Here is a 23,754-nt window from a genome sequence, read left to right as displayed (position 1 = left end):
CAGGCGAGTACTATGCACCCTATATCCAGTGGGCAAAGGCTGAGGGTATTATGGCAGGTCTGAGCGATGTGACCTTTGCACCCGAAGATCCCATCACACGTGCAACCATGGCGGTTGTAATCAAAAACTACATTGACAACAGCGGATTTGAGTTTACCGCATACTCCGAAACCGAGGGCTTCAATGACCTTGACGGTTTTGATGCGGCTACCGTAAATGCCATCAACTCCGTTAAGAACGTAGGCATTATAAACGGTAAGGGCGCAGGCAAGTTCGATCCCAACGGTGTTTCCACCCGTGCCGAGGTTGCCACCGTTATGGAAAGAGTTATAAAGGCTGTCCTGGGTGTTAATGTTCCTGTGGGCACAAAGAGTGTCGAGGAAATCAACAAGGAACGCATTGACATCGGTATATGGGGCTTCACAAGTGCGCTGGCTACCCAAAAGGGCATGAAACAGCTTTATGACCTGGGTGCTAACATGATAGTAAGCGACTCTGCAACCGCTTCTCCTGCTTCCCGAGACTTTATGCTCAATTTTGCCGATGTTCATGGCATGAAGATATTCGTAAGCGACTACTACAACATAGGTCTTGCAGATGACGAAAAGACAACTGCTTTCCTGCAGGAAAAAGATCCCATTAAAGTTGCCGCGGCTTATGCCCATCATCCCTCTTTTGCAGGACATCATATCATTGACGAGCCCGGCTCGGATTACTTCAAAAATCTCGGCAGAGTAATTGACAACTACGAAACAAAGTTCCCCGGCAAAACAGCATTTGTAAACCTGCTTCCCATGTACGCAAACGCACCTCAGCTCAAATACGGTGCAGGTGCATATGCTATTGACTACTACGATGCAGACCCGGATCTGTACCGCAAATATTGCCAGGAATGGTTCACCACCAACAACTCTGATTACATTTGTACAGACATTTATCCCTTAAACTGGGTGGGCACTTCCAAAACCACCTACCGCGATTACATTGAAAGCATCAATCAGATAGCAACTGTTGCCCGTGAGGAAAACAAAGAATTCTGGTGCTGCATCCAGACCTACGGATGGCAGGCTGACAAGCGTACTCCCACCGAGGCTGAATACAGATGGCAGTGCTACTGCTTGCTGTCCTTTGGATGTACCGGTATTCTTCTGTGGCAGTACCTGTCCACCAACCCCGTTTATCCTTCTCTCATCGACAACACAACTCTCAACGAAACTGACGCTTACTATGATTGTCAGACCGTAATGCACGAAATGAAAGCCATTTCCGATATTTTTGTACAGTACAGAAATCTGGGTGCATTCACTCACAATGCTGTTAAGAATTATCAGAAGATGACCGGCGAATACAAGAATTTTGACACCATCAAGTCCATAACCTCCGATCAGTCGCTTCTTATCGGCTGCTTCGAAAAGAAGGACGGCAGCGGCGCTACTGCGTTCACCATTGTAAACATGGAGGAATTCGAGGGCGAGCTTACCGCAAAGGCTGTTATCCAGCTTGACCCTGCAAAGAAGGTTACCATCTACAACCATGGTGTTGCAACTCCCGTTGAAAACAACGGTTCTGTTACAATCGACCTTGCAAGCGGTGACGGATTCTTTGTAACCGTAGAATAATCAACGTCTTAAAAAATACACACAAAGCAGGTGATACATAATGTATCACCTGCTTTAATTTTAAAAATCAAATCTTATGTTATCTCTTATTGCCTTTATCTTCGAAAGCAAGGGCTGTTCCGTAGTATCCATTTCACCGTGGTGTTGTACGCAAAGATACATACACACACCGAAATTCGGACCGATATAACGGATTATTTCTCCCTTTCCGCTGACAAGAAACAATAATTTACGGTCGGTCATCGCCGTTATTTTCTGTATGGCATCAATATATTTCGGCACCTCATCGGCAGTGTTGGCGTGGTTGACGATTTTAATTATATCTGCACCGCGTTTTATCTGCTCTTTTGCAATCATGATACATTCGTCAAGCGAAATGCTCTTATAGGTGTGGCTGGAAATGAGAACCTCTCCGCCGCGACGGTGAATTTCATCAATAAGTTCGGTTTGCTTTTTTACCGCCTCGGGTTCAAGCGTCAATTCATATTGCGGCGACGGATCAAACATATCACCCATAACATCACACATCGTTGCACCGCAGTCAAGCGCCATAAGTAAGTTTTCAGCTCTCTGCTCGTCAGTTTCGGTTTCGTCATTGCCGTAGCGGTAGCTGGTTACATATATTGGTTTCCCCTCGCAGGAATCAAAAATCATTTTGAAGTATTCAGGGGTTTGATACTCTTTTTTCAATTTATCAAGCTGTATACCTATCGCCTCGGCACCATCTGCCAGAGAAGCTTTTATCTTCAGTATACATTCCTCCGGGGTAAGATACTGTATCATAGCCGTGAGGAGAGGCTTTTCGTAATTTAAAAATGTCGGTTTCATAATTTTCTCAGTTCTTTCCGCGCATTATAAGTCTGCCGCCGTCAATCAGAATGTTCTCACCTGTCATAAATGAGCATTTATCGCTTGCAACAAATAATACCATATCTATTATTTCCTGCGGTTCTGCCGCTCTGCCCATAAGAGTTGTCATTTCGCTCATTCCGGGACGCGTAAGAACCGGGCCGGGAGAAATACAGTTACAGCGCACTCCGTAAGGCGCACCGGCAAGCGCAACAGACTTTGTAAGACCGTACATGACACCGCTTTTCGACGTTGAATATGCCAAATTACGGCCACAACCCTCTTCGCCGGTGATGGAGCCTATATTGATTATAACACCGCTGTTCTGTTTTTTCATCTGACGCATTACGGCATGATCGAAATACATCTGTCCCTTGAGATTTACATCGATTCCCCAGTCATATACCTCAATGGGAGCATCAGGAAAAAGATCGGGGCAGTTAAGCATTCTTGTTTCTGCACCGCCGGCAAAATTAACCAGCACATCCACACTGCCGAATTCTTCCACAGCTGTATTCACTGCGTTTGCCACCTGATTATAATCACGAACATCGCACTGCACACCTATTGCCTTGCCTTTTCCCTGCGCGTTTATTTCGTTTACAAGCTCTTTGAGCTTTTCACTGTCAATATCGCACATCACTACATTACCGCCCAATTGTGCAAAGCACTGCGCAAAAAGCAGTCCCATGCCTGAAGCAGCACCCGTTGAAATTGCAGTTTTATTATTGAAATTCACAAAATCACATCCTATCATTTATTTGTAAACCAATTATACATCCCGAAAAGCATGTTTTCAATGTGTAAAATGATAGAAATTTGATGTTTATGATATTTTTATGCATAAAACTCTTGATTTTTTTGATAAAACAGATATAATTAAACCAAGAGGTGGTTTTGTGGAATTTCTCAACAGTATGACAGTTACCGATATTATTGATATTTTTACCGTTTTTTCACCTAAAGGGCGCAAGGAAAAAATAGTCGATCGAAAAAGCTATGCTCTTTCATTTTGCGCGAGCGGTCAGATTACGTACACTCACAAAGGAAAAAGCTTCATTTCCGACCCGTGTCATGCAATAATTCTTCCTCAGGCTCAGACATACCATCTGTACGGTGACAAAAGCGGTGCTTTTCCCGTTATTAATTTTACAAGTGCCGGATTCATATCCGACACAATGGTACTTATACCTGTAAAATCACCGGAAACGTACATAAAGGATTTTGAAAAAATGAAAGCTCTGTCGCTTTTTGATGGCAACAGGACGAAAATAATGAGTATTTTTTATGATATCCTTCACAGACTTTACTGCGACAATATTCAGTCACCCGGCATACTTGAGCCTGCCATAGAATATCTTAAATCAAATTATACCTGTCACGAATTGACAAACCAAAAGCTTGCCGATGAATGCAATATAAGCGAGGTATATTTCCGCAAGCTTTTTCACCGCATATACAATACAACCCCCAAGCAATATATTACCGACATACGCATAGACAGGGCAAAGCAGCTTCTGTCGGACGGCATACTTAAAATTAATGCAGTGGCATATGAATGCGGTTTTTCAAATCAATACCATTTCTGCCGTGCTTTCAAGGCTAAAACCGGAACGACACCCACCGAATACATGAAACGTAACAGAATAAGCAAAATATGACTGTATGCAAATCAAAACTATACCGCTTGTCGTATTGACAAACAGGTAGAAAAAGGTTATAATAATACGGTACTAAATATCGAAAGGACTATTTTATGGCAACAGTTACAATCATCGGCTCGGGCATGATGGGATCGGCGCTGGCTTTCCCCGCAAAGGAAAACGGCAACGATGTACGCATTGTAGGCACACATCTTGACCGTGATATTATAGACGCTTGCAGAAAAACCAACAGACACCCCAAATTCACAAAAGATTTTCCCCACGGCATAAGCTTTTATCAGATTGAGGAGCTTGACGAGGCACTTAAAGGCTGTGACATGGTAATAGGCGGTGTCAGCAGCTTCGGAGTGGATTGGTTTGCAGATAAAATTCTGCCCATCCTTCCCGAAAATATGAAAGTACTCACCGTTACAAAGGGGCTTATGGACACCCCCGACGGAAAACTCATAACCTATCCCGACATATGGCAAAAAAAGCTTGATTCCATCGGCAAAAAGCTGTCGCTCAACGCCATCGGCGGTCCCTGCACAAGTTATGAGCTTGTGGCTCATGACCAGACAGAGGTGGCATTTTGCGGAAAAGATATTGAGGTTTTGAAGTATCTCAAAAGTATTATGGCAACCGACTATTACCACATCAGCCTTTCCACGGATGTTACCGGAATAGAAAGTGCCGTTGCTCTCAAAAACGGCTACGCACTGGGTATTGCGCTCACAATAGGTCTCAATCAGAAAAAATTCGGGCTTGACAGCGAATTGCATTTCAATTCCCAGGCGGCGGTATTCGGTCAGGCGGTTAAGGAGATGTCAAAGCTTCTGGCATTCCAGAACGCGCCCTCTCTTGACAATCTGTGCGTGGGAGCAGGCGACCTTTACGTCACCGTTTACGGCGGAAGAACCCGCCTTGTGGGTATTCTTCTGGGGCGCGGTCTGAATATAGATGAAGCTAAAGAGGAGCTTAACGGCGTAACGCTGGAATCTCTTGTGGTTGCGGTAAGAGTTGCAAAGGCTATAAAAATAAACGTACAAAAGGGTATTCTTGATGCAAAGGATTTTCCGCTTCTCATGCACATAGATGAAATAATTTCGGACAAAAAAGAAGTGAACATCCCCTGGGAAGAATTCACCTACTGCAAATAAGGAGTTATCATGAATTACTGGTCGCAGAATGAAAAAAACATTTATGTAGCGGCGCACCGAGGATGGTGTGAAAAGTATCCCGAAAACACCATGATTGCGTTCAGAAAAGCGCTTGAGTTGGGTGTTGACCAAATAGAAATGGATGTGCATTCCACAAAAGACGGCGAAATTATTGTAATGCACGACGCAATGGTCGACCGCACAACCGACGGGACGGGTGCTGTAAAGGATATGACACTTGAACAAATTAAAGCTCTGGATGCGGGGATAAAAAAGGGAGAATGCTTCAAGGGTGAAAAAGTGCCTACGTTCAGGGAATTTCTTGAACTCATAAAGGACCATCCCACGCTCACAATAGACGTAGAGCTTAAGGTTTATCCCACGCAAGGGCAGGAGCAGTGGGCATACAGTGTATGCGACAAGGTGCTTGCCATGATAGACGAATACGGCTATGCCGACCGCTGTGTAATTAATTCCGGGCACGCAGGGCTTAATGAATATGTTTTCAAAAAGTACGCCAAAAAGTACAGACAGCACGTATATTACCCCTGCTCCAAGCACGTTGGTCCGATATCGGTTGACCCGTACAGCTATGCCTACTGTGTATGTATGTTCGGCGAAAAGGAATACATTGCTTCAAAAGAGGAATTCGGCGATATGCTGAAAAAGGGCGTTCAACCCTGGGCAGGCGCCGGTGTAAGGGATGCACAAAGTGTGGACAGAGCCATTGAATGCGGAGCGTATCTTATTACCTGCAACAATCCCGATGTTATTCTCGAACTCCTCCGCGAAAGAGGCTGTCATTCATAAATAAAATCTTGTCAAGTATTATAGTTTTACGGAGGATATACATATGCTGGTTACCATGAAAGAAATGCTTGCGGATGCAAAGGCAAAGCACTACGCCATCCCTGCCTTTGACATAAGCAATTACGAAATGATGCGTGCTGTTCTGGACGTGTGCGAACAGGAACGCTCCCCTGCCCTTCTGATGGGTCTGGGTGTTGACCTTGAGGGAAAAGCACTTAATCTCATTACATCAATGGTGCGTGCCGCATCGGATTTTTACACTGTTCCCGTTTGCTTCCACCTGGACCATGCAACCGACCTTGAGTCCATCAAGGCAGGCATTGCGGCAGGCTTCAGCTCGGTAATGTTTGACGGCTCGGTTCTGCCCTTTGAAGAAAATGCAAAAATCACCGCAGAGGTGACCGCCTATGCGCACGCACACGGTGTTACCGTTGAAGCTGAATTAGGTCACGTAGGAAACGCCATGGTGGGAAATATCAATGACAAGGTAAACAACGAAGACCCCGAGGACACTCTCACCGTACCCGAAGAGGTAATAAAATTTGTTGAAAAGACAGATGTTGATGCACTTGCGGTTGCAATCGGAACAGCACACGGCGTTTACCTCAAAACTCCCACACTGCGCATCGACCGTCTGGACGAAATAACCGCAGTATGCGACCGTCCCCTTGTGCTGCACGGCGGAAGCGGCACACCGGACGAGCAGATGCAGACAGCCATAGCACACGGAATTACCAAAATAAACATCTTTTCCGACGTTATCTACGCGCTGAATGCAGGATTGAAAAATAAACTTAATACCATTACTAACCCCTCCACCTGGCCTGCCTTTGTTTTTGAAGAAGCACGCGCGGGAATGAGAGAAGCCGTACGTGCCAAAATCCGTATCTTCGGAAGTAACGGCAGAGTGTGAGGAAAATTATCTTCCGAATAATTTCTGAAACATAAAATCGTGAGAACGGTTAACTGCCGTTTTCACGATTTCCTTTAAATGGGAATTTGTCGAAATTTGTAGAGAAATTTTATATAAACTATTGCATTTGTTACGTTTTTTTGTTATAATAATAAAAATAGCACATGCTATTAAAAAACAGGAGGAAACAAAAATGACTAACCAAAAGCTCAAACCCACCGATTATGTCCTTGCAGTTCAGCATTTGTTCGCCATGTTCGGCGCAACTATCCTCGTTCCCCTTATTACAGGTCTTAATCCTTCCACTGCACTTTTAGCCGCAGGACTCGGAACACTTATTTTCCACCTTTGCACAAAGGGTAAGGTTCCCGTTTTCCTGGGCTCTTCTTTTGCCTTTTTGGGCGCATGCAGTGTTTATACAGCCGAGGGAATTGTTGACCCCACACTTGTTCCCAAGGTGCAGGGCGGTATAATCGTTGCAGGTCTTGTTTATCTTTTATTTTCGCTTATCGCTTTCTTTGTAGGCGCGGACAACATCAAAAAGATTTTCCCGCCTATCGTTACAGGTCCCGTTATCGTAGTTATCGGTATTCAGCTTTCTTCCACCGCTATTACCGACTGCGGATTTAACAGCAATATGACCCCCGAGGTTCTCACTAACGTACTTATCGCAATATTCACACTGGCAGTAGTTATTGTATGCTCTATTTTTGCCAAGGGCTTCTTCAGGCTGGTGCCTATTCTCATTGGTCTTGCCAGCGGTTATGTTCTTTGCATCATTCTTTGCCTTATCGGCGTTCTTGACTGGTCTGTTATGAACTTCAAGGCTATCGCGGACGCGCACTGGATAAATGTTCCGTTTATGACAACCGATGTAAACGGTGTTCAGTTTATAACTCTTCCCGAGTTTGACCCCGGTTACATTCTTTCCATTGCTCCCATCGCACTGGTAACCTTTATGGAGCACATCGGCGACGTTACCACCAACAGTGCCGTTGTAGGACAGAACTTCCTCAAGGATCCCGGTCTTCACAGAACCCTCATGGGTGACGGTCTTGCAACCGCTTTTGCAGGTCTTATCGGCGGTCCCGCAAATACGACCTATTCTGAAAACACCGGCGTTCTGGCTACCACTAAGAACTACAACCCCAAGATTCTCCGAGTTACCGCAGTTATCGCTATTGTTCTTGCATTTATCGGCAAGTTCGGTGCTGTTCTGCAAACTATTCCCGGTCCTGTTAAGGGCGGTGTAGAGGTTATGCTGTTCGGCATGATTGCGGCTATCGGTATCAGAACACTGGCTGAATCCAACCTTGATTTCACTGCTTCCAAGAACCTTATAGTTGTTGGTTGCATACTGGTATTCGGTCTTGGTATAAATGCTATCGGCGGTCTCAATGTTACCATAGGCGATATAACCCTCAACATTTCCGGTCTGTTCGTAGCGGTTGTTGTAGGTGTTATTGTAAATCTCCTGCTTTCCATCGGTGAAAAGAAAGAAAAAACCGAAGAATAATAACCCTTAAATTCAAAGGAAGTGTACTATGTATCCCAACGTTACAGTATTTGACCATCCTCTTATATCACACAAGATTACTCTTCTGCGCGATGTAAAAACGGGAAGCATGCAGTTCCGTCAGCTCATTGAAGAAATTGCAACGCTCATGGGCTATGAAGCCATGCGCGATCTTCCTACCGAGGAAATAGAAATAACCACCCCCATTACCAAAACCATGGCAAAAACCATCAGCGGTAAAAAGCTTGCCATTGTGCCTATACTGCGTGCAGGACTTGGTATGGTAAACGGTATTCACGCCCTTGTTCCTACCGCAAAGGTCGGTCACATCGGTATGTTCCGCGACCATGATACACTGGAGCCGCACGAGTATTACTGCAAGTTGCCGGACGATATCGAAAACCGTATGGTAACTCTGCTTGACCCCATGCTGGCGACAGGCGGCTCGGCTCTGGCGGCGGTTGATGCCATCAAGAAGCGTGGCTGCTCACATATCAAGTTTATGTGCATTATTGCCGCACCCGAAGGCGTAAAAGCTCTTGCCGAGGCTCATCCCGACATTCAGATATACTGCGGATGCCTTGACAAATGTCTCAACGAAAACGGCTATATCGTTCCCGGTCTGGGCGATGCAGGCGACAGAATTTTCGGTACAAAATAATAAAACACAAAGCGGTTGCCACCGGGTAACCCCAACGTTTAGAAATAAGCGCTCGTATACACATCGTTAGGTCTTTGAAGATGTGTATTTCGGGCGCTTTTCTTTTGAAAGAGGTATTTTATGTTTAAAAATCCGTTTAAATCCTTTACAAAATGGGAATGGATTTTATGGAGTGTTTCGCTTATTGTCACGCTGACATCCAACATCATGTGCGGCAATATAGATGCCATCACGCTTATCGCCACATCAATGGGTGTTACGGCGCTGATACTTGCGGCACGTGGTGACGTGTGGGGACAAATACTGTCAGTAATATTCGGCATTCTTTATGCAGTGGTGTCATACCGCTTCAGGTATTACGGTGAAATGATAACCTACGTAGGCATGAGTGTGCCCATCGCCGCAATGTCGGTTATCACCTGGTTGAAGCACCCTTTCCGCGAGGACAGAAACGAGGTGGAGATACACCGCCTTACAAAAACACAAAAAGTCATAATGGTGGTTTCGGCAATACTTGTGACATGGGTATTCTACTATATTCTCAAATTCTTTGACACCCCCAATCTTTTGACAAGCACTGTTTCGGTAACAACAAGCTACGTTGCCTGCTTCCTTTTGATGATGCGCAATTCCTATTATGCAGTTGCTTATGCGGCAAACGACATAGTTCTTATAGCTCTGTGGATAATGGCAACCATTGAAAGCTTTGAATACTTCCCCATGATAATATGCTTTGTAATGTTTCTGGTAAATGACCTTTACGGATTTATAAGCTGGAAGATACGCGAAGGATTACAGGCAAAGAAAAATGCTGAGTGAATGGTGTTGTGTTCTGAAGGATAGTAAAAAAAATAAATAAAAACCTCTGAAGCGACATGAAAAGTCAAATTCAGAGGTTTTTTTATTAGTTATATGTTGTCTTACGACAACTCGATATATTCGGTTTTAAAACCGAATGCGGTATCATTTGGGATACTGCGCCGATCACTCAGCATTTTTAATTATTCTGTCTCTTTCTTTGTGTGCCGCGGTGAGTATAAACTGAAAAACAATTGTAACACACACCATTATGCCGGCGCATATAAAAAGTATGGGCTTATATGTTCCGAATTTGTCAAACACAATATTAACCACGGGAGTGCCCACAGCGTAACCTGCCGTGTTAATGGATACGAACAAGCCCATCATTTTGTTAAAGGCTTTTTCACCAAACAAATCCGCCGCAAACAGCGGAAGCATTACCGTTTCCAGCGGTAATGCGATAACATGGATAATTGTATATGACCACGCCAGAACATGACCCAAAAAAGAGTTTGCCATAAATGCCAGTATAAGCATAGTAATCACGGCACATACATCACACACTGTCATGGTGAAGCGCAAACCAAGCTTATCATACATGATGCCGTTCAGAAGCTTGGAGCCGGTCAGCGCAAGAGAGCCAATACTGAGGGTTGCAGCGATAAAGTCCGCATCGAGTCCTACATCCTTCATGTGCGCGGCGGCAATTCCTGAAATCCCCTGAAGTACCATTCCCGTAAGAAAAATGCATCCCGCCGCAGCATAAAACCATTTCTTACGGAAAGCCACTTTGGGCTCCATACCAATCCATGACTGGCCCTTTGACTTCTTTTTGGCGGCGGTATAATTACCTGAACCGCCCGACGGTTCTTCTTTCATGAAAATCAGTATAACAGCGCCCACTGTTACAAGCAGTGCCGCAATAAGAAAATATGCTTTTCTGTAACCAAAAGGCTCACCGTTATAGATAATCGGAGTGACTATCTGTGCCGCAAGTGCACCGCCCAGCCCGTTGGATGCCAGTACGGCACCCATGACAGTTCCGCGGTTATTGGTGCACCATCTGTTGACTATCGCACCTACCATTGTTGTGGTTGTCCAGGAAAGGCCAAGGCCAAGGAACATTCCCGCAAGATAAAAAACAAGTACATTACTTGCCACAGCATTGAGCAGGCAGGAGCATATGAGGCACAAAAAACCTGCACCGATAAGCTTTTTGACACCGAGACGTGCAATGAGTGTTCCGAAAAAAAGATTTATCACGGCGGTAGTTACAAAACGTACGCTGTCGCTTATCGAAAAAATACTGCGCTTTATATCAAGCGCTTGGGTTATAGGTGAAAGGTACAGACTTCTGTTTGAACTGCAAAAGCCCAGGCAGGTGAAAATCATCATAATACACAATCCGATAATCACCCATGAATAGTCGATTTTCTTGATTTTCGGCTGTTTATTCAACCTTTACGCCCTCTTTCTCAACTTTTGAAAATCTTTTTTTCCAGCTGTGCACACAGCCAGTGATATATTGGAAGATGATATTCCTGAACCTTGTATGTTTCGCTTTCGGGCGCTTTTATAACACAATCGCATATTTCGTCGCACTTTGAGGGCTTGTTCCCTGTAAGCGCCAATGTTTTTACTCCCATAGACTTGGCAACCATCAATGCATTAACTACATTCAGAGAATTTCCCGAGGTGGTAAGACCCACAACGGTATCTCCCGGCTTTGCATAGCCGTAAACGAGCTGTGCATAAACCATATCAGCATCCACATCGTTTGAAAATGCCGATATTACGGATGCCTGTGAGGGCAGTGAAATTGCAGGGATTGCACCCTGGAGATTTTTTGCCATTTGTTCGGCAAGCTGTCTGCCGTAAAGCTTTTCAAGCTGTGAGACGAACTCTTCCGAGGGCTTTCTTTCAAGCATAAACCCTTTCATTAATTCGCCTACAATGTGCTCGCAGTCACAACAGCTTCCGCCGTTGCCGCAAAGTAATATTTTTCCGCCCAAGCAGTATGTTTCAAAAAGCATATCAAATGCCTTATGCATACTCTCGCGACAAACTTCAAGCGCAGGATAGCGCAAAATAAGCTGTTCCATTTCTACCTCGATTCAATTTATGTGTGAAACCGCAACGGCAAGAGCCGCCATATCTCCAATAGATTCGCCCAGCTGTGCGGGCACAAGCTCGCACACACCCAGCGACACGGCAAGACATTCCCTTTCCATAACACGCTGCGCGTGCGGTCTTAAAAGCTGTTCGCAACGGGCGAAAATGCTTCCGATTACAATACGCTGAGGATTTAAAATATCAACCAGCACCGAAAGCCCCTCGCCCAGCTTTTCACCGCAGATACGGAATATTTCAAGTGCATCGCTGTCGCCGTTTACGGCGTATTCCGCAACAGTTTTTGCGGTTATACCGTTAATTTCGTCCGGATTTTGACAGAAAGCCGCTTTTTTTCCCTGCTGAAACAGCTCCAGTGCGCGGGTTCGTGCCAGCTGTGCAATACCGCCGCCGCTGCAAAAGCTCTCAAATGAGCCTGCCTTGCCGTAACCCACTCCGCCGAAAGGCGAAAGACGTATATGTCCTGCCTCACCTGCCATACCGTTGGTACCCTCGTAAAGCTTTCCGTCCAGTATAAGCCCGGCACCAAGTCCCGTGCCAAAGGTGAGAAATATCATATTATCGCACCCTTTTCCCGCACCGAATTTCCACTCGGCAAGTGCACAGGCATTAGCATCGTTACAAAGATACGCAGGTACACCGTAACGTTTTGTCAGCATATCTGTAATATGTATATCATCCCATCCGGGAAGATTGGGTGGAGACTGAATTATGCCCTTTTTACTGTCCAGCGGTCCTCCACAGCTTATGCCTATGGAGCAGAAATCCGACTCGGCATCAATAATGTCGCATATATTCTTCAACGCCTCATTTACTTTCGGAGTATCAAAACGGGTCTTTTTCAGTATTTCACCCTTGTCGTTACCAACGACAACGGCGGTTTTTGTACCGCCGATATCAATTCCTATATATTTCATATGCTCTTAATGGTAATATCTTTATTCTTGGTGGAAATTTCTTCAAGAAGCTTAGCCTTGAAGTCATTGAAGCTGAGAACACCCACATCGCCGATACCGCGTGCACGCAGTGCAACGGTGCCGTCCTGCTGTTCCTTGTCACCGATGACCAGCATGTAAGGTGTCTTTTCAAGCTGTGCCTGACGTATCTTATAGCCGATTTTTTCGTTACGGGTGTCAACCTCTACTCTTACGCCGCACATTTCAAGCTGCTTTGCCATATCCTCGGCAAACTCGTGCTGACGATCGGAAATAGGCAGAATTGCAACCTGTAAGGGAGAAAGCCAGGTAGGCATTGCGCCTGCAAACTGCTCAATAAGGTAAGCAAGAGTACGCTCGTAGCAGCCAAGAGAGGTACGGTGAATGATGTAAGGAAGCTTCTTTTCGCCGTTTTCGTCGATATAGTACATACCGAACTTTTCGGCAAGAAGCATATCTATCTGGATGGTTACGATGGTATCCTCTTTTCCGAACACGTTTTTATACTGGATATCCAATTTAGGTCCGTAGAATGCAGCTTCGTCGATACCGATAGTATAATTGATACCCAGATTGTCGAGTATTCTGCCCATAATTTCCTGTGCGGTATTCCACTGCTCCGCGGTGCCCTCATATTTGTTGTTGGGGTTAGCGGGGTCCCACTGAGAAAATCGGAAAGTGCAGTTTTCGAGCATTCCGACAGTGCCGAGAAAATATTTTGCAAGGTCAAGACAGCCCTTGAATTCTTCTTCAAGCTGGTCGGGACGAAGAACAAGATGTCCTTCGGAAATGGTGAACTGACGTACGCGGATAAGACCGTGCATTTCACCGCTGTCCTCATTGCGGAACAATGTAGAGGTCTCGCCCAGACGCATGGGAAGCTCGCGGTAAGAGCGCTGACGGTTGAGGTATACCTGGTACTGGAACGGGCAGGTCATGGGGCGAAGCGCGAAGCACTCTTTGGTTTCGTCCATAGGATCGCCCAGAATAAACATACCGTCAAGATAGTGGTCCCAGTGACCCGAAATGCGGTAAAGGTCACGCTTTGCCATAAGAGGAGTTTTGGTGAGCAGGTAGCCTGCTTTTTCCTCAGTGTCCTCTACCCAGCGCTGTAAACGCTGAATGGTACGCGCACCCTTGGGCAGAAGTATGGGAAGTCCCTGACCGATGGAGTCAACGGTGGTGAAGTATTCAAGCTCGCGTCCCAATTTATTGTGGTCGCGTTTTTTGGCTTCTTCAACGGCATCAAGATATGCTTTCAGCTCCTCTGCCTTGGGGAATGCGGTACCGTATACGCGCTGAAGCATTTTGTTGTTGGCATCGCCTCTCCAGTATGCACCGGTGCACTGGGTAAGCTTTACCGCCTTGACTGCAGCGGTGGACATAAGGTGGCTGCCTGCACAAAGGTCAACAAATTCGCCCTGACGGTAGAAGGATATTTCCTCGCCTTCGGGCAGCTCATTGATAAGCTCAACCTTATAAGGCTCGTTCCTTTCGGTCATAAGTTTTACAGCTTCTTCACGGCTGAGGGTAAAGCGCTCGATGGGGAGATTCTCCGCCATTATTTTATTCATTTCCTTTTCAAGCTTGGTGAGCACCTCGGGAGAGAAGCTTTCTTCGCTGTCAAAGTCATAGTAAAAACCGTTTTCAATAGCGGGACCGATAGTAAGCTTTACATTGGGATAAAGTCTTTTTACTGCCTGTGCAAGAATGTGGGAGGCGGTGTGGCGGTACACCTTTTTAGCCTCGTCGTCCTCAAAGGTGAGAATTTCGAGAGTGCTATCCTTGTCAATAACGGTGGCAAGGTCGCGTACCTCGCCGTCGATTTTTGCGCAAAGCGCAACCTTTGCAAGCTTATTGCTCAGACCTTTTGCAATTTCGTAGGCGCTCTGAGGGGCTTCAAGCTCCTTTATTGAGCCGTCTTTAAGAGTAATCTTAATCATTTTGTACCTCTTTCTTTTATGTGAAAATATTTTCAAACTTAAAAAAGCACCCCGACAAATGTCGGGGTGCCTGATACACGGTTCCACCCGAGTGTTTAACTCATTTTTCCTTAACGCGGAATACGGCCGCCATTTCCTGCGGCGCTCACTTATGCAGCCAGGTATCCCGTCACGCGATGTAAGGTCTTTCACCCACCGACCTCTCTCTGTAAGCATCTTACGCACGGGCGTTTCACTGCGAGCCCAGATATACATCCTTATTATACACCTGTTTTTCGGTTTTGTCAATACTTAAATTTTGGTTAATAACGTATGTTTTTTCACATATTGATTGACAAATAAGGTAATGTATGCTATAATACAAAACAGTTAATTTGATAACTAATTGTTTTGAAGGAGGAAAAATGGAAAAAAAGCCGTTAATGCTTACATTAAAGCATACCGACCGCGCCTGGGGCGGGTATATGCGCAAAATTGCCATGGAAGCGGGTATTCCCGATTCCTACCGCACTGTCATCATGTTTCTCGCGCGCCATGGTGAGGCAAGTCAGAAGGAGTTGGCACAATTCAGCCACACAACTTATGCCGCCATCAGCCGTACCGTCAAGGAAATGGAGCTTACGGGCTATATAAACAAGGAAACGGACGACAACGACAGACGATACGCCAAGCTGTCCCTCACACACAAAGGGATAGAGTGCGACAACCGTATACGCGAGAAAATCCAGCATGCGGAAAAAGTAATTTCCGACGCACTGGATGACAGTGAAAAGGAGATGTTTAACCGCACTTTGCAAAAAATCAATGACATAATAGCTAAGCAATTATAGAAAGGAAAAGAAATGTTCAAGTATCTGAAAAAATATTGGTTTCTGCTCATAATCGCACCGCTTTTCATGCTGGGCGAAATAGGCATGGACCTTGTACAGCCCGACCTGATGAAAACCATTGTTGACGACGGCGTTCTGGCGGGAAACATGGCACTCGTTCTGGATGTAGGCTTAAAAATGATAGTTCTGGTACTGCTGGGCGGTATCAGCGGATTTCTGTGCGGTGTATTTACAAACCTTGCGGGTCAGAGATTCGGCAATGACCTGAGAAAAGATCTTTTTTCAAAAATAATGAATCTCTCCTTTCAGCAGACCGACAAAATATCCACCGGCTCACTTGTCACCCGTCTTACCAATGACGTAACACAGGTACAGTTTCTTGTTATGATGTCGGTGCGCGGATTTGTGCGCAGTACCTTCATGTTCATAGGCGGTATTATCATGCTGTACCGTCAGGCGCCCGTATTTGCATGGGTAACCGCCTGCGGTCTGCCCTTTGTGGTTTTGATAGTAATCTTCTTCATGGGAAAAGCCTCAAAGCTTTTCACCGTGGTTCAGAAAAAGCTGGACGGAGTAAACAACGTAATGCAGGAGGATGTGGCAGGCGCCCGTGTTGTCAAGGCATACGTAAAAGAAGATTACGAAATGCAACGCTTTGACAAAGCCAACGACGAGCTTTGCTCAGTCAACCTCAGAGTTCAATCCTTACTGGCATTCATGGGACCCTGCATGAACATCGTTCTCAACCTATGTGTGGTAGGCGTTATAATGGTAGGCGGTCTTAATGTAAAAAGCGGTGCCGGCATTACAACAGGTGAAATAATGGCGGCAATAACCTATGTTGCAATGATTCTTCACGGTGTAACCTTTATGGCAAACATATTCCAGGTATTCACACGTGCAAAGGCCTCCGCCGACCGTATCAATGAAGTACTTTCCAGCGAAAAGATTATAACCGACGGCACCATTCCCGAGGAAAATACCATATGCGGCGAAATAGAGTTCAGAAACGTGAGTTTCTCTTACCCCAACTCGGGCGGAGAAAAGGTGCTGGACAACATTTCCTTCAAGCTGAAAAAGGGTGAAACACTTGCTGTAATGGGTGCAACGGGATGCGGAAAGACCTCGCTTATCAATCTTATTCCCCGTTTTTACGATGCCACCGAGGGTGAGGTCCTGGTAAACGGCATCAACGTAAAGAATTATACCCTTGAAGATCTGAGAAACCGTATAACAACGGTTTTGCAAAAAGCGGAGCTTTATTCCCGTTCCATTGAAGAAAACATACGCTTCGGAAAGCAGGATGCTACCGAGTGGGAAATTAAAAAAGCGGCGGAAATCGCCCAGGCGGACGATTTTATTTGTGCCGCTCCCTATGGCTACTACACCCCTGTAACCGAGGGCGGACATTCGCTTTCGGGCGGTCAGAAGCAGCGAATTTCAATTGCGCGTGCGGTACTTAAAAATTCGGAAATACTTATTTTTGACGATGCCACCAGTGCTCTCGACCTTAAAACCGAAGCAAATCTCTATGCGGCACTGAAAGAGCATTGTCCCGACACCACCAAAATAATAATTGCTCAACGAATTGCCTCCGTAAAGAACGCCGACCGTATAGCCGTGCTTGAAAACGGAAGAATAAGCGCAATGGGCACACACGAAGAGCTGTTAAAGACATCGGATATTTACAGTGACATTTACCGCTCACAGCTTAAGGAAGAAGGTGACAACATATGATGACTCCCGAAAACAATGCCAAAGAGCTTCCCCGCGGCTTTGAGAAAAGACCCGGTCAAGGTACAATGTTCAAAGAACAGGATCCCATGCAAAACCGACCCATGATGCGTCGCGGTCCCGGTCCCGGTGCTATGGGACGTGCAGTTGAAAGGCCAAGAGATGCAGGAAAAACCATACGCCGTCTTTTGAGTTATTTCAAAACGGAAGCCAAACTTCTTCTCCCTCTTATTATCGCGGTAATTCTTGTAACCCTCACCTCTCTTATTGCGCCTGCACTGCAGGGACAGGCAATCGACTCCATTGACCTTGGAGGCTGGGAACAGCTTTATGTTATTCTGGCGGTACTGCTCATAGTATATGCACTCAACGTGCTGTGCACACTGGGGCAGACACTTCTTTCGGCACATCTCAGCCAACGTATAGTACGGCATATGCGTCACGACCTGTTTAACAAAATAGTAAATCTCCCCATAAAATATCTTGACACCCACTCCAACGGCGATATAATGAGCCGTATGACCAACGATGTTGAAAACATTTCAAACACCGTATCACAAAGTCTTGGCTCACTGGTTTCGGGTGTACTGACAATTGTGGGAACAATAGCAATAATGTTCTACTACTGCTGGCAGTTGACCCTTATAACAATGCTGACGGTAGTTCTTACAATTGTTGTAACAAAGTATCTTTCCAAAATCATGCGCCGCATGTACAAAAAACGTTCCATAGCGTTGGGACGCCTCAACGGTCATTCGGAGGAAATGATAACAGGATACAAAACCATCGTTTCATACAGCAGTGAGGAACACGTAATATCGGAATTCAACGCCATGTCGGACGAGCTTACAAGCGTAAGCATACGCGCCGAAATTCTGGGCGGTTCAATGGGCCCCATAATGAACTGTATTTCCAACATAAGCTTTGTTATAGTGGCGGCATTCGGCGGATATTTTGCACTGAACGGATTGATTTCGGTTGGTGATATTTCAGCATTTATCATTTACGCAAAACAGTTCTCACGCCCCATCAACGAAATCGCCATGCTGTACGGTGCATTACAGACCGCTCTTGCAGGTGCAGAGCGTGTATTCGAGCTTATCGACCAGCCCGACGAGGATGACGGCGGTGACAGAGACCTCAGCAACATAAAGGGCGAGGTTTCTTTCAATCACGTAAATTTCTCGTATGTGCCCGACAAGCAGGTACTTTACGACTTTGACCTTGACGTATCGCCGGGACAGAAAATCGCACTTGTAGGTGCAACGGGAAGCGGAAAAACCACAGTTGTAAACCTCCTGATGCACTTCTACGATATTGACAGCGGTGAAATTCTTATTGACGGCGTAAATATCAACGACATCAAAACGGACGAGCTTCGACGTAATATCGCTATCGTTCTTCAGGATACGGTACTGTTCTCCGATACTATCTGCAACAACATCCGTTATTCGGACATGACTGCCTGCCTTGAGCAGGTCAAGCAAGCGGCGGACATGAGCAATTCATCATATTTTATTGAACGTCTGCCTGAAAAGTATGATACCTTTCTCAAACAGGCAGGTTCCAATCTTTCTCAGGGTCAACGCCAGCTTCTCGCCATCGCCCGCGCGGTGCTTGCCGACCCCAAGATACTCATACTGGATGAAGCTACCTCCTCGGTTGATACACGTACCGAAAAAAATATTCAGGATGCAATGGTGAAGCTTATGAAAAACCGCACCAGCCTTATAATCGCTCACCGTCTTTCCACCATTCGTGATGCGGATAAGATAGTTGTTATGGATAAAGGCAGAGTTGTGGAAATAGGCAATCACGAGGAGCTTCTGGCTCAGAAGGGCAGATATTACGAGCTTTATATTACTCAGTTTGCGGGCAATCAGACCTGATGCTTACAAAAGGAACACACTATGGAAAAAATTAAAATAAAACTTCTCATTCTCCCCAAATTTGAGGTGGGAGAAATGAGCGGAGATGCACCCGGCGAAGCGCAGTTCTACTACGACGCCTATGTCAAGGGCGGAGAGGAGTATGAAATTGTCGCTGCATACGAAAATAACAAGCTTTATGTGAAAAACGGTGTTGCACTGTACGTTGCGGGCATGGGAAAGGTAAACGCCGCAATCAGCCTCACTGTCCTGCTGACCGACGCACGCTTTGACTTTTCAGATGCCTACGTACTCAGCACGGGATGTTGCGGTGCGGCGTACGAAAAGGGTGTTATGGGAGATGTATATCTCATAACCGCCTGCGTAGATTATGATATAGGTCACAGAGTGGACAGCACCGAGCTGTCCGGCGACAGCTTTACCACCTGGATGCCGGACGCATCATACAACAGCTCATCCTTCAAAGTGCTGGACAAAAAGCTGTGTGAAAAGGTGTACGAGCTTGTTAAAAATATAGTTCCGAAAACCACACCTTTAACACGAAAATACATGTCAGACGCCTTTGATGGTGCAGAATGGGCAATACGCGAACCCGCAGTACTGCGCGCCACCACACTTTCGGGTGACAACTATTGGAAAGGTATGCGCGGACATGCAAACGGAATTGCCATGACCGAAGCATACGGTTGTCCCGACCCGTTCATATCCTCCGAAATGGAGGATTCCGCACTGGCAGTTGTAATGGACAGAATGGGAATGCTTGACCGCTTCATAGCTGTGCGCGGTGCGGTGAATATGGACGTTTTCACGAACGATATGACCCCGGAAAAGCTCTGGTCTGTCACCACCCAGCACAGTCTCACCTCTGACGACAGTGAGGAAGCGGCTGATATTTTCAATGTGGCTATGGAAAATATATTCAACGTGGGGCGTGTTATTGCGGATGCAATGCTGGAACGGTCGGAAAAACTGAAGATTTAACCAAAAGGCTGTCTGTAAACGTTACACCGTCAGACAGCCTTTTAATATTCAAAACATATTTTTTCAAAAATCCAAAAAAAATTTAAAAAAGCTATTGACAAACCGAGCAAACTGTGATATAATACAATACGTTGCGAACGACAGTTCCGCATCACAGCATATGCTGGTGTAGCTCAACTGGCAGAGCAGCTGATTTGTAATCAGCAGGTTGGGGGTTCAAGTCCCTTCACCAGCTCCACGCAACTTAACCTAATATTTATGGGAGCGTTCCCGAGTGGCCAAAGGGGGCAGACTGTAAATCTGTTGTCAGTGACTTCGGTGGTCCGAATCCACCCGCTCCCATAGAAAACGACCAAGTCGCTGACTTGGTCGTTTTTCGCAGTAGCTTCTTTTAATAATTGCTAATAATTGCCGTGACAGTTCGTTTGTACCATCCTGTCATTAAACAAAACCAGGACTAATGCTTAAGAATACTTTTTCAGTTATGGTTTTGCAAAATGCAAAACCATATTTTTTTAGGAGATATTATGTCAAACAATGTGCTTTCCTCATTCGTTTTATGCATAAAACGCGAACGGGAGGAAACAAAAATACTGCTTCGCAACATCCCCTCAACCGTTGTTTCCCTTTTTGTAGTCAGCGTCATATCCATGAATCTTCTGGCAAACAAAACCCTTTTTCAATCCGAATGGATAGCTCTCGACGGCGGAATACTGATTTCCTGGCTTTCCTTTATGTGTATGGACATAATCACAAAGTATTTCGGTCCGAAAGCATCAAATAAGGTTGCGGTGCTTGCTTCCTCCATAAATCTGCTTACTTGCGCCGTATTCTATGTTGCAAGCATAATTCCCTCAAGTGCCAACGATTACACCGCACTTGACGGTATTCTCGGGGGTACATGGTTCATACTTCTGGGCAGTACCGTTGCATTTCTGGCATCTGCGGTGATAAATAATTTTCTGAATTGGGTAATTACAAAGAAATTCAGGAAAAATCCCGATTCAAAGCTTGCGTATGCGGCAAGTGCCTACATTTCCACCTTTATCGGTCAATTCATGGATAACCTTATCTTTTCTGTTATCGTGTTTATATTTTTTGCACCCGTTTACTGGGACGGATTTTGCTGGACGTTTTTACAATGCTCCATGTGCGCTCTGACAGGTGCCGTAGCGGAGCTTATTATGGAAGTTGTGTTCTCGCCTATCGGGTATCGCATAATCACGGCATGGAAAAAACATAAAATCGGACAGGAATACCTTGATTATATTAACGGAGGACATAAATGAAAGTACTTATAACAGGAACTTCACAGGGCATCGGCAAAGCCATTGCACAGCGTTTTCTGAAGGACGGTCACACGGTTTTCGGAATTGACAGACAAAAAGAAACAATAAGCCATCCGGAATACATTCATTATGTATGCGACGTGCGGGATTACGACAGTCTTCCCCACATCGAAGATGTCAACATTTTAATAAACAACGCAGGTACGCAAAACGAGGACGATATTGATATAAATCTTAAAGCCCTCATTCACATCACCGAAAAATACGGTGTACAGGAAAAAATCCGTTCCGTGCTGAACATAGGCTCGGCAAGTGCCCACACCGGCTCTGAATTTCCGGAATACTGTGCCAGCAAGGGCGGAATTCTGGCGTACACCAAAAATGTCGCCATGCGGATAGCAAAATATGGTGCCACCTGTAACAGCCTCGACCCGGGAGGTGTATTGACACCTTTGAACGAATGTGTTATCAATGATGCTGATTTATGGTCGCAAATCATGGACGAAACACCGCTGAAGCGTTGGGCAACTCCCGAGGAAATTGCAGAATGGGCTTTTTTCCTTACGGTAACCAACGCCTTCTGTACGGGTCAGAATATTCTTGTAGACGGCGGAGAATCCATAAATTACAACTTCGTGTGGAAAAATTGAGCCATATTTGTGATTGTTCTTGACAACTCAAAATAAACACATTATAATATAAGCAAAAGGTATTATATCAAGGAGAATTATCATGAGTAAATACGATATCGCCGCATACATATGGCCTGCATATACGGGTGACGAGCCCAGAAGCCGTATTTTCTGGCCGGAGGGCATAGGTGAATGGCAGACAGTCAAAAATTCCGTACGCAAGGAAAACGGTTATTACTGGAACAGAAAACCCGTTTGGGGATATGTCAATGAGGCAGACCCGTTTGTCATGGCCGGTCAGATAAATGCCGCACTGGCTCACGGTGTCAATGTTTTTATATACGACTGGTACTGGTATGACAACAGACCTTTTCTGGAGCAATGTCTGGACAACGGATTTCTTAAAGCCCCCAACAACGGCGATATGAAGTTTTACATCATGTGGGCTAACCATGATGCCAACACTGTTTGGGACAAGAGAATCGCCGGAAAAAAGGGACAAGGCTCCAACGTCTGGCAGGGAGCGGTCGACCGCACACAGTTTGAGATTATCGGCAAGCGCTGGATTGATATGTACTTCACACGTCCCAACTACTATCGCATTGACGGCAAGCCGGTTGTCAGCATTTACGACCTCAACAACTTCGTAAACGGTCTGGGCGGTGTCGAAAAGGCAAAAGAAGCGCTTATATGGCTGGAGAACGAGGCTGTAAAGGCGGGGCTTACGGGTGTGCACTTCCAGTTCATCCGCTGGAGCGGCAGGCAGGAAAGAAACCTGACCGGCGTAGACGGCGGTGTGACCGAAACGGGCGTAAAGCTTATTGAAGAGCTGGGATTTGATTCCCTCACCCACTATCAGTTCGTACACTTTGCCGCAATGGACAGAGACTACACCGATGTCATGGTTGACGTTGAAAAGGAATGGGCAAAGATGGTACAGGAATACAAAGTCCCCTACTACCCCCATGTTTCCATCGGCTGGGACAACAATCCCAGATTTGAAATGTTCTGGCCGGGCACAATGAACAACTGCAGTCCCGCGCATTTTGAAAACGCACTGAGAAAAGCAAAGGCTTTTGCCGACAAAACGAATGTAAAGCTCATCACCGTCAACAGCTGGAACGAATGGACGGAATCCAGCTATCTTGAGCCGGACAATGTGGACGGCTACGGCTATCTTGAAGCAGTGAAAAAGGTTTTTGTTGACGAGGAATAACTTTTCACCCGACGGTATTTGCCGTCGGGTTTTCCAATTTATTAGCAAATTGAAAAAGAAACGTGACTTTATGCAAATTTTACCTTATAGTCATTGACAAGCAAAATGTTTTGTGATATAATGTATTTGTTAAAATTGGCGCAAATGAACAAAATTTCCCTTTGGCTACCGCAGTAAAAGATGCATATAATATTGCAAGAAAC

21 protein-coding genes and 2 tRNA genes are annotated in these 23,754 nt (G+C 45.6%); 17 read left to right on the top strand and 6 right to left on the bottom strand.

The window, feature by feature from the left end:
- Positions 1-1,619 (top strand): hypothetical protein (locus E7588_09305; GenBank protein MBE6689447.1); only part of this gene is annotated, 1,619 nt, incomplete at its 5' end.
- A 60-nt stretch (positions 1,620-1,679) separates the two neighbouring features.
- Here E7588_09305 and E7588_09300 read toward each other — a convergent pair.
- Together E7588_09300 and E7588_09295 are read right to left on the bottom strand one after the other, a co-directional pair.
- Positions 1,680-2,447, bottom strand: coding sequence for a type I 3-dehydroquinate dehydratase (locus E7588_09300; protein ID MBE6689446.1), 768 nt, complete (start codon positions 2,445-2,447; stop codon positions 1,680-1,682).
- Between the two features lie 7 nt (positions 2,448-2,454).
- On the bottom strand, positions 2,455-3,225 hold the full coding sequence (locus E7588_09295) for an SDR family oxidoreductase (GenBank protein MBE6689445.1): 771 nt from the start codon (positions 3,223-3,225) through the stop codon (positions 2,455-2,457).
- Between the two features lie 82 nt (positions 3,226-3,307).
- Between E7588_09295 and E7588_09290 the strand changes: the two genes are divergently transcribed.
- From E7588_09290 to E7588_09260, 7 genes are all read left to right on the top strand, one after another.
- On the top strand, positions 3,308-4,129 hold the full coding sequence (locus tag E7588_09290) for a helix-turn-helix transcriptional regulator (GenBank protein ID MBE6689444.1): 822 nt from the start codon (positions 3,308-3,310) through the stop codon (positions 4,127-4,129).
- A 95-nt stretch (positions 4,130-4,224) separates the two neighbouring features.
- On the top strand, positions 4,225-5,271 hold the full coding sequence (locus tag E7588_09285; protein ID MBE6689443.1) for a glycerol-3-phosphate dehydrogenase: 1,047 nt from the start codon (positions 4,225-4,227) through the stop codon (positions 5,269-5,271).
- 9 nt (positions 5,272-5,280) lie between these two features.
- Positions 5,281-6,081, top strand: coding sequence for a hypothetical protein (locus E7588_09280; protein MBE6689442.1), 801 nt, complete (start codon positions 5,281-5,283; stop codon positions 6,079-6,081).
- Between the two features lie 43 nt (positions 6,082-6,124).
- On the top strand, positions 6,125-6,994 hold the full coding sequence (locus E7588_09275) for a class II fructose-bisphosphate aldolase (GenBank protein MBE6689441.1): 870 nt from the start codon (positions 6,125-6,127) through the stop codon (positions 6,992-6,994).
- Between the two features lie 193 nt (positions 6,995-7,187).
- Entirely contained in the window at positions 7,188-8,510 is a 1,323-nt protein-coding gene (locus E7588_09270; GenBank protein ID MBE6689440.1) for a uracil-xanthine permease, read from the top strand.
- A 28-nt stretch (positions 8,511-8,538) separates the two neighbouring features.
- The gene (locus E7588_09265; protein MBE6689439.1) at positions 8,539-9,171 is read left to right on the top strand and encodes a uracil phosphoribosyltransferase; all 633 of its coding nucleotides are present in this window, start codon (positions 8,539-8,541) and stop codon (positions 9,169-9,171) included.
- A 120-nt stretch (positions 9,172-9,291) separates the two neighbouring features.
- On the top strand, positions 9,292-9,990 hold the full coding sequence (locus E7588_09260) for a nicotinamide mononucleotide transporter (GenBank protein ID MBE6689438.1): 699 nt from the start codon (positions 9,292-9,294) through the stop codon (positions 9,988-9,990).
- 165 nt (positions 9,991-10,155) lie between these two features.
- Here the strand turns inward: E7588_09260 and E7588_09255 are convergent, their stop codons facing one another.
- The 4 genes from E7588_09255 to thrS are packed head-to-tail and all read right to left on the bottom strand — an operon-like array spanning position 10,156 to position 14,980.
- A complete protein-coding gene (locus E7588_09255) occupies positions 10,156-11,430 on the bottom strand; it encodes an MFS transporter (GenBank protein ID MBE6689437.1) in 1,275 nt (424 codons plus the stop codon).
- A gap of 17 nt (positions 11,431-11,447) precedes the next feature.
- Positions 11,448-12,074, bottom strand: coding sequence for an SIS domain-containing protein (locus E7588_09250; GenBank protein MBE6689436.1), 627 nt, complete (start codon positions 12,072-12,074; stop codon positions 11,448-11,450).
- A gap of 12 nt (positions 12,075-12,086) precedes the next feature.
- Positions 12,087-13,019: an ROK family protein gene (locus tag E7588_09245; protein MBE6689435.1), complete on the bottom strand. Its 933-nt coding sequence runs from the start codon at positions 13,017-13,019 to the stop codon at positions 12,087-12,089.
- Positions 13,016-14,980: a threonine--tRNA ligase gene (thrS, locus tag E7588_09240; GenBank protein ID MBE6689434.1), complete on the bottom strand. Its 1,965-nt coding sequence runs from the start codon at positions 14,978-14,980 to the stop codon at positions 13,016-13,018. Before thrS ends, E7588_09245 begins: the two co-directional genes overlap by 4 nt.
- Before the next feature lie 404 nt (positions 14,981-15,384).
- Between thrS and E7588_09235 the strand changes: the two genes are divergently transcribed.
- The 9 genes from E7588_09235 (at position 15,385) to E7588_09195 (ending at position 23,551) form a co-directional block, all read left to right on the top strand.
- Complete coding sequence (locus E7588_09235) at positions 15,385-15,810, top strand: MarR family transcriptional regulator (GenBank protein ID MBE6689433.1); 426 nt, start codon at positions 15,385-15,387, stop codon at positions 15,808-15,810.
- Between the two features lie 12 nt (positions 15,811-15,822).
- Entirely contained in the window at positions 15,823-17,547 is a 1,725-nt protein-coding gene (locus tag E7588_09230) for an ABC transporter ATP-binding protein (GenBank protein MBE6689432.1), read from the top strand.
- 65 nt (positions 17,548-17,612) lie between these two features.
- Entirely contained in the window at positions 17,613-19,433 is a 1,821-nt protein-coding gene (locus E7588_09225) for an ABC transporter ATP-binding protein (GenBank protein MBE6689431.1), read from the top strand.
- 21 nt (positions 19,434-19,454) lie between these two features.
- Positions 19,455-20,414 carry a hypothetical protein gene (locus E7588_09220; GenBank protein ID MBE6689430.1) on the top strand — a complete coding sequence of 320 codons (960 nt, stop codon included), beginning with the start codon at positions 19,455-19,457 and terminating at the stop codon, positions 20,412-20,414.
- Positions 20,415-20,576: 162 nt separating this feature from the next.
- A tRNA-Thr gene (locus E7588_09215) sits at positions 20,577-20,652 on the top strand.
- A gap of 22 nt (positions 20,653-20,674) precedes the next feature.
- Positions 20,675-20,756 (top strand) — tRNA-Tyr (locus E7588_09210).
- Positions 20,757-20,941: 185 nt separating this feature from the next.
- On the top strand, positions 20,942-21,703 hold the full coding sequence (locus tag E7588_09205; GenBank protein MBE6689429.1) for a VUT family protein: 762 nt from the start codon (positions 20,942-20,944) through the stop codon (positions 21,701-21,703).
- Positions 21,700-22,353 (top strand): SDR family oxidoreductase, encoded by a 654-nt coding sequence (locus tag E7588_09200; protein MBE6689428.1) that lies wholly within the window; start codon positions 21,700-21,702, stop codon positions 22,351-22,353. Before E7588_09205 ends, E7588_09200 begins: the two co-directional genes overlap by 4 nt.
- Positions 22,354-22,435: 82 nt before the next feature.
- Complete coding sequence (locus tag E7588_09195) at positions 22,436-23,551, top strand: hypothetical protein (protein MBE6689427.1); 1,116 nt, start codon at positions 22,436-22,438, stop codon at positions 23,549-23,551.
- The last annotated feature ends 203 nt before the right edge of the window (positions 23,552-23,754 follow it).

The organism is Oscillospiraceae bacterium (genome assembly GCA_015065085.1).
Taxonomy (GTDB): domain Bacteria; phylum Bacillota; class Clostridia; order Oscillospirales; family SIG627; genus SIG627.
Note: the sequence above shows the minus strand (reverse complement) of the source record. Positions and strands in the feature narration are given on the sequence as shown.

Bases quoted from the DNA above. Each gene is read 5' to 3' on its own strand.
- E7588_09260 (MBE6689438.1), top strand. From the start codon at position 9,292: ATGTTTAAAAATCCGTTTAAATCCTTTACAAAATGGGAATGGATTTTA.
- E7588_09270 (MBE6689440.1), top strand. From the start codon at position 7,188: ATGACTAACCAAAAGCTCAAACCCACCGATTATGTCCTTGCAGTTCAG.
- thrS (MBE6689434.1), bottom strand. From the start codon at position 14,980: ATGATTAAGATTACTCTTAAAGACGGCTCAATAAAGGAGCTTGAAGCC.
- E7588_09280 (MBE6689442.1), top strand. From the start codon at position 5,281: ATGAATTACTGGTCGCAGAATGAAAAAAACATTTATGTAGCGGCGCAC.
- E7588_09205 (MBE6689429.1), top strand. From the start codon at position 20,942: ATGTCAAACAATGTGCTTTCCTCATTCGTTTTATGCATAAAACGCGAA.
- E7588_09285 (MBE6689443.1), top strand. From the start codon at position 4,225: ATGGCAACAGTTACAATCATCGGCTCGGGCATGATGGGATCGGCGCTG.
- E7588_09225 (MBE6689431.1), top strand. From the start codon at position 17,613: ATGTTCAAAGAACAGGATCCCATGCAAAACCGACCCATGATGCGTCGC.
- E7588_09245 (MBE6689435.1), bottom strand. From the start codon at position 13,019: ATGAAATATATAGGAATTGATATCGGCGGTACAAAAACCGCCGTTGTC.
- E7588_09300 (MBE6689446.1), bottom strand. From the start codon at position 2,447: ATGAAACCGACATTTTTAAATTACGAAAAGCCTCTCCTCACGGCTATG.
- E7588_09220 (MBE6689430.1), top strand. From the start codon at position 19,455: ATGGAAAAAATTAAAATAAAACTTCTCATTCTCCCCAAATTTGAGGTG.
- E7588_09295 (MBE6689445.1), bottom strand. From the start codon at position 3,225: ATGATAGGATGTGATTTTGTGAATTTCAATAATAAAACTGCAATTTCA.
- E7588_09195 (MBE6689427.1), top strand. From the start codon at position 22,436: ATGAGTAAATACGATATCGCCGCATACATATGGCCTGCATATACGGGT.
- E7588_09200 (MBE6689428.1), top strand. From the start codon at position 21,700: ATGAAAGTACTTATAACAGGAACTTCACAGGGCATCGGCAAAGCCATT.
- E7588_09250 (MBE6689436.1), bottom strand. From the start codon at position 12,074: ATGGAACAGCTTATTTTGCGCTATCCTGCGCTTGAAGTTTGTCGCGAG.
- E7588_09275 (MBE6689441.1), top strand. From the start codon at position 6,125: ATGCTGGTTACCATGAAAGAAATGCTTGCGGATGCAAAGGCAAAGCAC.
- E7588_09290 (MBE6689444.1), top strand. From the start codon at position 3,308: ATGCATAAAACTCTTGATTTTTTTGATAAAACAGATATAATTAAACCA.
- E7588_09235 (MBE6689433.1), top strand. From the start codon at position 15,385: ATGGAAAAAAAGCCGTTAATGCTTACATTAAAGCATACCGACCGCGCC.
- E7588_09265 (MBE6689439.1), top strand. From the start codon at position 8,539: ATGTATCCCAACGTTACAGTATTTGACCATCCTCTTATATCACACAAG.
- E7588_09230 (MBE6689432.1), top strand. From the start codon at position 15,823: ATGTTCAAGTATCTGAAAAAATATTGGTTTCTGCTCATAATCGCACCG.